Genomic DNA, 12463 nt, shown 5'->3' with positions numbered 1-12463 from the left:
TTTATCATCAGAAATAAATATTAAGTGGAGTCACTTTTATGGCTAACAAAAAAGTCGCCGTTGCCGTATTGGCGGTTACCGTCATTACGCTGGGGTTATTAATGAATAAGTTTTTTATTAAAGAGACACAGCAGAATACCAACGACGCCTATATTCGCGCCGATATCTCGCGTATTTCTCCGCAGATTGCCGGTGAAATTGCGCAGGTGTTGGTCAGGGACAACCAGTGGGTTAAACAGGGGGAGTTGCTGGCGGTGATCGATCCGCGTGAATTCAACGTTGCCCTTGCGCAGGCGACGGCGCAGGAGCAATCCGCCCGCGCCCGGCAGGACGACGCCAGGGCCAACCTCACCCGGCAGAGCGCGCTGATCGCCGCCGCGCTGGCGGAGCGGCAGGCGGCGCAGGCGGAGCTGGCGTTTGCGCGTCAGGAGCAGAACCGCTACCAGAGAATGGCCAGCAGCGGCGCGGGGTCGCAGCAGGCGGCGCAGCAGGCGACAACGCGGGTGCACACGCTTTCCGCCAATGTGGCGCAGGCGGAGGCGACGCTCAAAGCGGCGCGAAACATGGAGCAGGTGCTGCAGGCCAAGCTGGCGGACAGCGATGCCGAGCTGATGCTGGCGCAGGCCAAGAAAGCGATGGCCGAACTGAACCTGTCTTACACCCGCATCACCGCGCCGATCGGCGGCGTGATCGGCAAGAAAAGTCTGCGGGTCGGGGAGTTCGTCAAACCGGGCGATGCGCTGCTGGCCATCGTGCCGCAGGACAAGCTGTACATCATCGCCAACTACCAGGAAACCCAGTTGGAAAACATTGCGCACGGGCAGTCGGTAGACATCCATATCGATACCTTTCCCGGCCAAACGCTGAAAGGGCAGGTGGACAGCATCGCGCCGGCTTCCGGCGTCAGCTTCGCGGCCGTGGCGCCGGAGAACGCCACCGGCAACTTCACCAAGATCGTGCAGCGCATCCCGGTGAAAATTGTATTTGATATCAACAAAGAGCATGCCGCCTTGTTGAGCGCCCTGCGCGTCGGCATGTCTGCGGACGTCAGCATCAATACGCTGGACGGAGGCCTGCAATGAACAGAGCCGTGATCCCGCTGCTGTTGATGGCGCTGAGCGGCTGCCGGGCGGTAGGGTCGGACTACGCTCGGCCGCAGAGCGCGCTGCCCGAGAGCTGGGGTGAGCAGGCCGGCGGCGGGGCATTGCCGGTGGCCTGGTGGTCGATATTCAACGATGTGCCGCTGTCGCAGCTGGTGCAGCGCGTGGCGGCCGGTAACCTGGATCTGCAGCTCGCCACGGCGCGCCTGCAACAGAGCCGCACCCTGCTGGGGGTGACGGAGGCGGCGCTGATGCCGGATCTGAGCCTGGACGGCGCCTATCAGCGCCAGCGAGCTACCTCGGTGGGCAGCATGGATCCGTCCGGCAACGGCGGAGAGGCGGATTACAACCTCTGGCGCGGCGGCTTCAGCGCCGCCTGGGAGCTGGACATGTGGGGCAAGCTGCGCCGCGCGTCGGAAAGCGCGCGCGCCGGCTTTGCCGCTTCGCAGGAGAATCGACGCGCGCTGTTGACGTCGGTGACGGCGGAGGTGGCGAGCAACTATCTGCGCCTGCGCGCCACGCAGCAGCAGCTGGCGGTGGCGCAGGAAAACCGCGCCACGGCGCTGCGCACGCTGCAGTTGACGCAAAGCCGCTATCAAAGCGGCGCGGGCAACGAACTGGATATCGATCAGGCGCAGGTGCAATTGGCGCAGGTGGATGCTCTGCTGCCGACGTTGGCCGACCGGCAAGAACGGCTGATTAACGCCATCGGCCTGTTGCTGGGTGAGCGGCCGGGCGCGCTGAACGCGATGCTGTCGCCGCCGGGGCCGCTGCCGACGCTGGCGCGCGCGGTGCCGATGGGGGTGCCGTCGGATCTGGCGCTGCGCAGGCCGGATATTCGCGAAGCGGCGGAGCGTTTGCATCAGGCGACCGCCGAGATCGGCGTCGCCACCGCCGACTACTACCCGCGCATCACGCTGACCGGCAACGCGGGCTACCAGGCATTGGCCTTGTCGGATATGGGCAGCTGGTCCACGCATACCTTCGCCATCGGCCCCGTTTTGTATCTGCCGTTGTTCGACGGGGGAAAAATCACCCAGCGGGTACGCCTGAGCGAATATCGCCAGCAGGAAATGGCCATCGCCTACCAGCAAACGGTGCTGCGCGCCTGGCACGAGATCGACGACGCGCTTTCCGGCTATCGCGCCCAACAGCGCCGCCAGATGCACCTGGCCGAAGCGCTGGCCGCCAACCGACACGCGTTTGCGCTGGCGCGCGACAGCTATCTGAACGGCGCCAGCGATTTTATCCACGTCCTGAGCACGCAGCGCGCGCTGCTGGATCTGCAGTCCGCGCAAATTGTTTCAGAGGAGGAGACGGCGATCGCCGTGGTGAATATCTATCGAGCGCTGGGCGGCGGCTGGGAACTCACCTACCCGTCTGCGGCGCCACAGGAGAAGGCTGATGCACAACACGCTGAATAAGATTGTCGACGAGATGCTGGAAAGGGACACCCGCCGCAAACGGGAGGCCCGGGTGAGCGCCGTGCGGCAAGTCACCGCTCGGATCAGGCGCATCACGTTGAGCGGCGACGATGTGGATAAGTTTATCGCCGATCCGCGCGCGCAGGAGCCGGCCAGCTGGGTCAAGGTGTTCTTCCCGTGGCGCGACACGCTGGCCGGGCGGGCCTACACCCTGAGCGGCATCGACAAACTCGCCCGCACCTTCGATATCGACATGGTGCTGCACGGCGAAGGCCCGGCGTCGAACTGGGCGCGCGACGCGATGCCGGGCGACAAGCTGGGGTTCGCCGGCCCTTGCTCCGGCGGCTTTCGGCTGTTGCCGCAAACTCGCTGGCTGCTGTTGCTGGGTGATGAGACCGCGCTGCCCGCCATGCGCACCATTATCGCCTCGCTCTCCGCCCCGTTGCCGGTGCTGTGGTTCGCCGAGGTGGGCGATGCGCAGGAGATCCAGGACGTCGATTGCTCCTTTTTGCAGGTGAACAGCTGGCAAATCCGCACCCGACATTTCGACAGCGTGATGAACAGTCCGCTGGTGCAGGCCGTCAGCCATTGCGAGCTGCCGGCCGGCGAAGGGCAGGTGTGGTTGGCCTGCGAGCACCAGGTCGCCGCCTATCTGAAGGCGCGTTTTATTAACGAAATGGGCATTTCCCGCGCCGCCTTGTTTGCCAAAGGTTATTGGAAAAAGGGCGAAGCCAATTTCAAGGGCGCGATTTAACTCGGGCGAGTGAGGATGGTTATGATTGAGAGAGTGTTATTGGCGGTGGACTGCTTTGAACACAGCGGCAACGCCCTGGAGTTTATGGCGCGTCTGCAAGGCAGCATCGGCGGCGTGATTGTGCTGACGGTGGTGGACAATGCCTTCACGCTCAGCCGCAGCGGCCTGCGTTTCGACAGCGATGAGCGCGAGGAGTATCCCGCCGCCCAACGGGAAGAAGCGCTGGCGGAAAAGCAGGTCGGGCAGGTGACGCGGGCGCTGAAACAGCAGGGCTTCAATGCCCAGGGCTTGCTGGCCGCGGGGTCGCCCATCGAGGTGATCCCGGAACAGATGGCGCTGTTCAACTGCGATCTGTTGATCATCTCGCACCGCCACCTGTCTTCGTTGGGGCGCTGGCTGAACGCTTCCGTCACGCGTGGCCTGCTGGATGAGATCGGTCAACCGGTATTGGTGATCCCGCGCTAAGCTATGGGTAAGGGCAGCCGCATGCGGCTGCGCGCGTTCGGCGACGAAGGCCGCACATACCGGAGGTCAACATGCGAAGTCTGGAAGATCACCTTGCCGCTTATGCCGCCTATCACCGCGATGCGCGCAATATCGCCACGCATTTTATCGGTATCCCCCTGATCGTCATCAGCCTGCTGGCGCTGCTCTCCCGGCCGGCGTGGGGCGCGGGAGGGCTGCCGTTTTCGCCGGCCTGCGCGGCGGTTATCGTCTCGGCGCTCTATTACCTGCGGCTGAACCTGCGCCTTGGCATCATGATGCTGGCGTTGCTGCTGCTGTGCCTCGGGTTCGGCGCCTGGGTGGCGTCGCTGTCGACGGCGGCGTGGTTGAGCGTCGGCATCGGCGGCTTCGTCGTCGGCTGGCTGTTTCAGTTTGTCGGGCACTTTTGGGAGGGGCGAAAACCGGCGTTTATGGACGACGTGACGGGCCTTATCATCGGCCCGCTGTTCGTGCTGGCGGAAGCCTGCTTCCTGGCCGGCGGGCTGCGCGAACTGCAGCGGAACATCGAACTGCGCGCGGGCAAAGTGCGCAATGGGAGGGGATGAGGTGGCGTTGATTCCCACGGTGACGGCATTTCCGCTGCAGCAGGCTTTTATCCCGCTGCTGGAGGCGCTGACGGCGGGGCTGCCGCGCCAATTCCCGGCGCTCATCCACAGCATTTACCTCTACGGCAGCGTCGCGCGCGGCGAAGCCCTTCCCGGCGTGTCCGATCTGGACATCACGCTGTTGCTCATCAAGCCGGCCGATAGCGGGGCGTTGCAGCGCCTTGAAGCGTGGCGGCAAGCCTTTCAGCTGGAGCAGCGGATCGTGAGCAAGGTCGACTTTGACATCGGCAGCGTTGATGAAGCGTTGGCGCCGGAGCATCACGATTCCTGGGGATTTTGGCTGAAGCATCACTGCCGATGCCTGTGGGGCGAAGACGTGTCCGCCGCTTTTTCGCTGTTTCGTCCCGATCGGCGCATCGCGCTGGCGGTCAATGCTGATTTACGGCCCGCGTTGGCGCGTTATCGGGAGCAACTGCTGCAGGCAAGGACGGTATCGGATGAGAGGCGCTTAAAGCGCGAAGCGGCCAGAAAGCTGATCCGCGCCACCAATATGTTGCGCGCCGAGGGGAGCCCGTTCTGGCCGATAACGCTAACCGACTATGCCGATCAGCTGTTGGCGCTTTATGCAGAGCAGCGCGATGAAATGGACTATTGGTTAGCGCACGCGGCAGGGGAGGCGAATGACGCGGATTTTAGCGACAGAATGATGCAATTTCTTGACTGGATCGAAGCACAGAAAAAAATAACGCCGGCTTGAGCCGGCGTTGTCGGCGAGCGTTACCCGATCGCCGGGTAATCGGTGTAGCCTTCACGGCTGCCGCCGAAAAATTTCTCTTTAATGGGCGCATTCAGCGCCAGCCCGTGTTGCAGGCGGTGAGGCAGATCCGGGTTGGCGATGAACGGGCGGCCGAAGCCGATCAGATCCGCCCAGCCTTTGGCCAGCGCTTCTTCAGCGCGTTCACGCGTGTATTTGCCCGAGTAAATCAGCGTGCCGCGGAAAATCAGGCGCAGTGATTCTTTGAACGCCGCCGGCATCACCGGGGCGTCATCCCAGTCCGCTTCGGCGATGTGAATGTAAGCGGCGCCGATATCGTTCAGCACGCTGGCCGCCGCCAGATAGGTGGCTTCCGGGGTATCGTCCTGCGAGCCCATCAGGGTGGTCAGCGGCGCCAGGCGCACGCCCAGTTTCTCTTTGCCGATGGCGTCCGCTACCGCCTGCGCCACTTCCCGCAGGAAACGCAGGCGATTTTGCAGTGAACCGCCGTATTCGTCGTCGCGCTGGTTTTCCCGCGAGTCGATAAACTGATTGATCAGATAGCCATTCGCGCCGTGCAGCTCTACGCCATCGAAACCGGCGGCGATGGCGTTGCGGGCCGCCTGAGCGTAGTCATTGACGATCGCCGGAATTTCTTCCCGCGTTAAGGCGCGCGGTGCGGAGTGTTGCACCATTTCACCCACGCCATGTTCCGGCCCGCGGCCTTCGACATCCACAAATACCTTGACCCCATCGGCCTGGATAGCGGAGGAGGAGACCGGCGCGGCGTGGCCAGGCTGTAGAATGGTATGCGACACGCGGCCGACGTGCCAAAGCTGCGCGAAGATCTTGCCGCCGGCCTGATGTACGGCGTCGGTGACTTTTTTCCAACCGGCGATGTGTTCCGGGGTGTAAATGCCGGGCGTCCAGGCATAACCCTGGCCTTGCTGGCTAATCTGCGTGCCTTCGCTGACGATCAGCCCGGCGCTGGCGCGCTGGGCATAATATTCAGCCATCATGTCGGTGGCGACGTCGCCGGCGCCGGCCCGAGAGCGGGTCATGGGCGGCATGACGATGCGATTGTTCAGCGATAAACCGTTTAAAGAATACGAGTCAAAAAGCATGGCGCTTCCCTCTGTGTGAATGGGGCCGTAGGGCATTGATGTTTTACTGAGGCCATTATATTTCGTCGTTTAATTCTAAAAACGCGCACAATAACAAAACACTTTTGCTCTGTGTTCAATAGTTGCGGTGGCCGCCGGCTTGCCGCAGGTGGCGGGAATGAACCCGATGTGCGCTCGGGCGACGGCGGCTATTGCCTGTCGGCGCGTGGTTGGGATAGAGTCGGCTGCTGTTTTTCCCCACGATTTTTAACAAAATCGCAAAAGTCTTTTAGCCTCCCGCCTGCTTATCTTTGGTGTGATCAATGTCATACTTTTGGCATCTTAACTTTCCCGCGCTTCGGCAGCGGTTAACCGGAGTTGTTGAATGAAAATTAACTTTCCCTTATTAGCCCTGGCGGTGGGGGCGTTCGGCATCGGCACGACCGAGTTTTCCCCGATGGGGTTGCTGCCGACCATCGCCAAAGGGGTGGACGTCTCCATCCCGATGGCCGGCATGTTGATCAGCGCCTACGCCGTCGGCGTGATGGTCGGCGCACCGCTGATGACGTTGCTGCTTTCTCACCGGGCACGCAGAAGCGCGCTGATCTTCCTGATGGCGATCTTTACTCTGGGTAACGTGCTGTCGGCCGTTGCGCCTGACTACACCACCCTGATGCTGTCGCGCATCATCACCAGCCTGAACCACGGCGCGTTCTTTGGCCTCGGATCGGTGGTGGCCGCCAGCGTGGTGCCGAAGGAGAAACAGGCCAGCGCAGTGGCGACCATGTTTATGGGCCTGACCATCGCCAATATCGGCGGGGTGCCCGCCGCGACCTGGCTGGGTGAAACCATCGGCTGGCGCATGTCGTTCCTGGCGACGGCCGGGCTGGGCGTGATCGCCATGCTGGGGCTGTGGTTCTCGTTGCCGCAAGGCAGCGCCGGCGCGCGTCCGGATGTAAAACGCGAGTTGTCGGTATTGGTGCGCCCTCAGGTGCTGTCCGCCTTGCTGACGACCGTGCTGGGCGCGGGCGCGATGTTCACGCTCTATACCTATATCTCGCCGGTGTTGCAGCACATCACCGATGCGACACCGCTGTTCGTGACGTCCATGCTGGTGTTGATCGGCGTCGGTTTCTCCATCGGCAACTACCTCGGCGGCAAGTTCGCCGACCGCTCCGAAAGCGCGACGCTGAAAGGCTTCCTGTTGCTGCTGGTGGTCATTATGCTGGTGATCCCGTTCCTGGCGCGCAGTGAAATCGGCGCCGCAGTCAGCATGGTGATTTGGGGCGCGGCGACCTTTGCCGTGGTGCCGCCGCTGCAGATGCGCGTGATGCGTGTCGCCAGTGAAGCGCCGGGGCTGTCGTCTTCGGTCAATATCGGTGCCTTTAACCTGGGCAATGCGCTGGGCGCCGCCGCCGGTGGCGCGGTAGTCTCCGCCGGGCTGGGATACAGCTTCGTGCCGGTGATGGGGGCGATTATTGCCGGATTGGCGCTGCTGCTGGTGCTGTTCACCCACCGTCAGGCCGAAAAAGTGGCCTACGCCAACGGTTAAAACGACAGCGTGCGGCGGGATTCCCCGCCGCGCTCACTCAAAGCCGAGCAGGCTGAACGCATCGTCCTGCGGGGCGTAGCCGAGCAGGCGACGGGTCTCTTCCAGCGATAAACGCGTGTAGCGGTTATTGGAAACCCCGTGCACCACCGCATATTGCACCCCGTCGACACGAATGCAGCGCTCCAGCAGATCGGCGGCATCGCGATGGCTGAGAAACGCGCTCATGTCGCGGGCGCTGAGCCGATCGCCCGGGCTGAGGGTGGTGAAGTTGGCGATGCGCACCGACAGGGCGGAAAGCCCTTCCTGATGGGCGAAGTAGGCGGCGATGCCTTCGCCGAACGCCTTGCTGGCGCCGTACAGGTTTTTCGGTTTCGGCGCGTCATCCGGGCGGATTTGGTAATCGAGCGGATAGCCTTCCACCGCCTGTGCGCTGCTGGCGAACACCACCCGGCGGCAGCCGGCGTCTTTCGCCGCGCGGAAAATATTGAAGGTGCCGAGAATGTTGTTGTCCATCAACGAACCGCAAAAGTCGGCATCGGGGGAGGGATCGGCGGCCAGGTGCAACACGGTGTCGATATTGGCGCAGGCCGCGCGGCAGGCGTCGAGATCGGCGATGTTGAAGCTGATGACTTCGTCGCCGGGCTGCAGATCGTGCAGCAGGCTGACATCCCTTTCCGCCAGCCGCAGCGCGTAGCGATCGCCCATCGCCTGGCGAAACGCCGTGGCTACCCGGCCGCCGGCGCCGGTGATCAGAATCCGTCCCAACTCAGTCCGCAACGTCATGGTCGCTGTCATCCTTACAATCGATTACGCGTTGACCAGTAATAATCGCCCGCGTGACTTTTGTCCAGTCGTTTTAATTAGTCATTCTGATGTTTCTTTCACCATTATCAATTGCGTATGGTGATTTTTGCACAGGTGAATATCGTGGAATGTTAACGATGCGCAATCAAGTTTGGCGATCTATTTGCCTTATGGATTGCCGATTTCGACCAAAAAAGCGGGGATTGACAGTGGATGGACGAGCGCTTTGCTTTCGCCTGACCGTGAATTATTAGGTTAGTTAATCTTATATTTTTGCCTGAGGCGGGCGATATTCCGCCCCCTCTCTATTCCGCCTGCGCGATATATCACTGCTGTGCTGAAGCCGATAGAGGGCGACAGGCCTTATTTGATACCTCAGGTCGGTTTTGCCCGCCCGATCACAGTTCGGCAATTTGCCGACGCAAAGGCTTGCCCCGGCAAAATCCGCAGTGTTAACGTCATAACTCAACCGATTTAGGGTTGTTACTGCTACGGCAGGCAAAACCTAAACCTCGCGTTTCTGTTCCCCGATGGGGCAGAGGCCGCGAGGTTTAGGTTTTTTTTTGCGCCGAATTTCGCCTCAGCGCCAGGCCAGCGCGGGGCGGGGAGCGGCAGAACGCGAAGTCTAAGGATAACAGTATGAAATATGACACATTAGCCAGTGAGATTTTGGCCGGCGTCGGTGGCCGCGACAATGTGAAAAGCCTGGTGCATTGCGCTACCCGCCTGCGTTTCAAGCTGCGCGACGACAATCGCGCCAACGCGGCAGCGCTGAAGAAAAATCCGGGCGTTATCATGGTGGTGGAAAGCGGCGGCCAGTTCCAGGTGGTGGTGGGCAACCACGTGGCGGAGGTGTTCGACGCGGTCAATCGGGTCGGCGGGTTGGCCGAAGGCGCGCCGAGCGACGACGCGGGCGGCAAAAAAGACAATCTGCTCAGCCGCTTTATCGATCTGGTGTCCGGTATTTTCACCCCGCTGCTCGGGGTGATGGCCGCTTCGGGGATCCTGAAAGGCTTCCTGGCGCTGAGCCTGGCCTGCGGCTGGCTGCTGGAGAGCGGCGGCACCTTCAAAATGCTGTTCGCCGCCAGCGACGCACTGTTCTACTTCTTCCCGATCATGCTCGGCTACACCGCCGGGAAAAAATTCGGCGGCAACCCCTTCGTCACCATGGCGATCGGCGGCGCGTTGACGCATCCGCTGATGATGGCGGCCTTCGAAGCGGCGCAGCAGCCGGGCGCGGTGCGCGAGTATTTCTTCGGCATTCCGCTGACCTTCATCAACTACAGCTCGTCGGTGATCCCGATCATCTTTGCGGCCTGGGTGTCCTGCCGCTTGGAGCCGCTGTTTAACCGGGTGATCCACAGCGCGCTGCGCAATTTCATCACGCCGCTGCTGTGCCTGGCGATCACCGTGCCGTTGACCTTCCTGCTGATCGGCCCGGCGGCGACCTGGCTCAGCCACCTGCTGGCCAACGGCTATCAGAGCATTTACGCCTTTAACCCGATCATCGCCGGCGCCTTTATGGGAGCGATGTGGCAGGTGTGCGTGATCTTCGGCCTGCATTGGGGATTGGTGCCGTTGATGATCAACAACCTGAGCGTGCTGGGGCGCGACACCATGGTGCCGCTGCTGTTGCCGGCGGTGATGGGGCAGGTCGGCGCCACGCTGGGCGTGATGCTGCGCACTCGCGACGCCAAACTGCGGGCGCTGTCCGCTTCGGCTATCGGCGCCGGGATTTTCGGCATCACCGAGCCGGCGGTGTATGGCGTCACGCTGCCGAACAAACGCCCATTCATCTTCGGCTGCATCGGCGGCGCGCTGGGCGGCGCGGTGATCGGCTACTTCCATACTTCGGTTTACTCGTTCGGCCTGGTGAGCGTGTTCACCTTCGCGCAGATTATCCCCGGCGGCGGCATCGACGCCACGGTATGGGGCGCGATCGGCGGCACCCTGCTGTCGTTCGTGTTCGCCGCGCTGGCCAGCTATCTGTTTGGCGTTGCGCCGGCGGAAGACGCGGCGCAGCCTGAAGCCGCCGCGCCGCTCAACCGCAAACAGGCCATCCTCAGCCCGATCGCCGGCGACATCGTGCCGCTGGATCAGGTGAACGACGCGACCTTCGCCAGCGGCCTGCTGGGGAAAGGCGTGGCGATCGCGCCGCAGCAGGGGCGCGTGGTGGCGCCGGTGAGCGGCAGCGTGGCGTCGCTGTTCAAAACCAAACACGCCATCGGCATCGAATCGGACGACGGTGCGGAGATTCTTATTCACGTCGGCATCGATACCGTGAAGCTGGACGGGGCGCATTTCACCGCCCACGTGCGGGAAGGCGAGCGGGTCGCCCCGGGCGATCTGCTGATCGAGTTCGACCAGGCGGCGATCCATGCCGCCGGCTATGACACCACCACGCCGATCATCATCAGCAACAGCGATGACTACGTGGACGTGTTGACCAGCGGCCTGTCTCCGGTGCAGGAACAGGCGCCGCTGCTGACTTTATTACGTTAATTGAGGAGCAAGCGATGAACGGCAAGTTTCCGCAACATTTTCTGTGGGGCGGCGCGGTAGCGGCGAACCAGGTAGAAGGCGCGTATCAGGCCGACGGCAAGGGGCTGTCGACCTCCGATCTGCAGCCGCAGGGCATCTTCGGCGCCATCACGCCGCGCACGGCGGGCGACAGCGGCATCAAGGACGTGGCGATCGATTTCTATCATCGTTACCCAGAGGATATCGCGCTGTTCGCCGAAATGGGTTTCAAGTGCCTGCGCACCTCGATCGCCTGGACGCGCATTTTCCCGCAGGGCGATGAAGAGACCCCGAACGAAGCCGGGCTGGCGTTTTACGATCGGCTGTTCGATGAGATGGCGAAATACAGCATTCAGCCGCTGATCACGCTGTCGCACTATGAGATGCCTTACGGCCTGGTGAAACGCTACGGCGGCTGGGGCGATCGGCGCACCATCGACTTCTTCGAGCGCTACGCGCGCACGGTGTTCGAACGTTACAAGCACAAGGTCAAACACTGGCTGACCTTCAACGAGATCAACATGTCGCTGCACGCGCCTTTCACCGGCGTCGGTCTGCCGCCGGAGAGCGACAAGAGCGCCATCTATCAGGCGATCCACCATCAGCTGGTGGCCAGCGCCAAAGCGGTGAAGGCCTGTCACGAGATCGTGCCGGAGGGCAAAATCGGCAACATGCTGTTGGGCGGCATTCTGTATCCGCTGAGCTGCAAGCCGGAAGATCTGCTGGAAACCCAGCGGCAAAACCGCGACTGGCTGTTCTTCGGCGACGTGCAGGCACGCGGCTATTACCCGGCCTATATGCAGCGCTTCTTCCGTGAAAACGGCATTCAGGTGGCGATCACCGAGGAAGATCGGCGAACGCTGCGTGAAACCATCGATTTCATCTCGTTCAGCTACTACATGAGCGGCTGCGTCACCGCCGACCCGGAGCAGTATGAGACGGCGCGCGGCAACATTCTCGATATGGTGCCGAACCCGCATCTGGCCAGCTCGGAGTGGGGATGGCAAATCGACCCGATCGGGCTGCGCTACCTGCTCAACGTGCTGTACGACCGCTATCAGAAACCGCTGTTCATCGTCGAAAATGGGCTGGGCGCCAAAGACCGCGTCGAGGCCGACGGCAGCATCAACGACGACTACCGCATCAACTACCTCAATGATCATCTGGTGCAGGTGGCGGAAGCGATCGACGACGGCGTCGAGGTGATGGGCTACACCAGCTGGGGACCGATCGATCTGGTCAGCGCTTCGAAGGCCGAAATGTCGAAGCGCTACGGCTTCATTCACGTCGACAGGGACGATGCCGGCAACGGTAGCCTCGAGCGCCGCCGCAAGAAGAGTTTCTACTGGTACCGCGATGTGATCCACAGCAACGGCGCCAGCCTGAAAGACCGACGCTAACCC

At 62.1% G+C, this 12463-nt stretch carries 11 protein-coding genes; 9 read left to right on the top strand and 2 right to left on the bottom strand.

Going from position 1 to position 12463, the window contains the following annotated elements:
- Window positions 1-38 precede the first annotated feature (38 nt).
- From GT753_RS18490 to GT753_RS18465, 6 genes are all read left to right on the top strand, one after another.
- Window positions 39-1082, top strand: coding sequence for an HlyD family secretion protein (locus GT753_RS18490; protein WP_004934076.1), 1044 nt, complete (start codon window positions 39-41; stop codon window positions 1080-1082).
- Window positions 1079-2524 carry an efflux transporter outer membrane subunit gene (locus tag GT753_RS18485; RefSeq protein WP_160125827.1) on the top strand — a complete coding sequence of 482 codons (1446 nt, stop codon included), beginning with the start codon at window positions 1079-1081 and terminating at the stop codon, window positions 2522-2524. The genes GT753_RS18490 and GT753_RS18485 overlap by 4 nt, the downstream gene beginning before the upstream one ends.
- Complete coding sequence (locus GT753_RS18480) at window positions 2505-3278, top strand: siderophore-interacting protein (RefSeq protein ID WP_015376223.1); 774 nt, start codon at window positions 2505-2507, stop codon at window positions 3276-3278. The genes GT753_RS18485 and GT753_RS18480 overlap by 20 nt, the downstream gene beginning before the upstream one ends.
- 21 nt (window positions 3279-3299) lie before the next feature.
- A complete protein-coding gene (locus GT753_RS18475; protein ID WP_015376224.1) occupies window positions 3300-3743 on the top strand; it encodes a universal stress protein in 444 nt (147 codons plus the stop codon).
- 71 nt (window positions 3744-3814) lie between these two features.
- The gene (locus tag GT753_RS18470) at window positions 3815-4327 is read left to right on the top strand and encodes a DUF962 domain-containing protein (protein WP_015376225.1); all 513 of its coding nucleotides are present in this window, start codon (window positions 3815-3817) and stop codon (window positions 4325-4327) included.
- Between the two features lies 1 nt (window position 4328).
- Window positions 4329-5084 (top strand): nucleotidyltransferase domain-containing protein, encoded by a 756-nt coding sequence (locus GT753_RS18465; RefSeq protein WP_166444727.1) that lies wholly within the window; start codon window positions 4329-4331, stop codon window positions 5082-5084.
- A gap of 20 nt (window positions 5085-5104) precedes the next feature.
- On the opposite strand, the gene GT753_RS18460 is transcribed toward GT753_RS18465, so the two are convergent.
- Window positions 5105-6205 carry an alkene reductase gene (locus tag GT753_RS18460; protein ID WP_004934091.1) on the bottom strand — a complete coding sequence of 367 codons (1101 nt, stop codon included), beginning with the start codon at window positions 6203-6205 and terminating at the stop codon, window positions 5105-5107.
- Between the two features lie 364 nt (window positions 6206-6569).
- Here GT753_RS18460 and GT753_RS18455 point away from each other — a divergent pair, with 364 nt between their 5' ends.
- On the top strand, window positions 6570-7736 hold the full coding sequence (locus tag GT753_RS18455) for an MFS transporter (RefSeq protein ID WP_004934092.1): 1167 nt from the start codon (window positions 6570-6572) through the stop codon (window positions 7734-7736).
- Window positions 7737-7769: 33 nt separating this feature from the next.
- Here GT753_RS18455 and GT753_RS18450 read toward each other — a convergent pair whose 3' ends face one another.
- Window positions 7770-8519: an NAD(P)-dependent oxidoreductase gene (locus tag GT753_RS18450; RefSeq protein ID WP_015376227.1), complete on the bottom strand. Its 750-nt coding sequence runs from the start codon at window positions 8517-8519 to the stop codon at window positions 7770-7772.
- A gap of 660 nt (window positions 8520-9179) precedes the next feature.
- On the opposite strand from GT753_RS18450, the gene bglF reads away from it, so the two are divergent.
- Together bglF and GT753_RS18440 are read left to right on the top strand one after the other, a co-directional pair.
- On the top strand, window positions 9180-11042 hold the full coding sequence (gene bglF, locus GT753_RS18445) for a PTS beta-glucoside transporter subunit IIABC (RefSeq protein WP_131165288.1): 1863 nt from the start codon (window positions 9180-9182) through the stop codon (window positions 11040-11042).
- A 14-nt stretch (window positions 11043-11056) separates the two neighbouring features.
- Window positions 11057-12460, top strand: coding sequence for a glycoside hydrolase family 1 protein (locus tag GT753_RS18440; protein ID WP_160125826.1), 1404 nt, complete (start codon window positions 11057-11059; stop codon window positions 12458-12460).
- Window positions 12461-12463: the final 3 nt, after the last annotated feature.

The sequence above is a fragment of the Serratia sp. Z4 genome (assembly GCF_009900725.1).
Taxonomy (GTDB): Bacteria; Pseudomonadota; Gammaproteobacteria; order Enterobacterales; family Enterobacteriaceae; genus Serratia; species Serratia nematodiphila.
The sequence above is the reverse complement of the archived record's forward strand: the minus strand, read 5'-3'. Positions and strand labels throughout refer to the sequence as shown.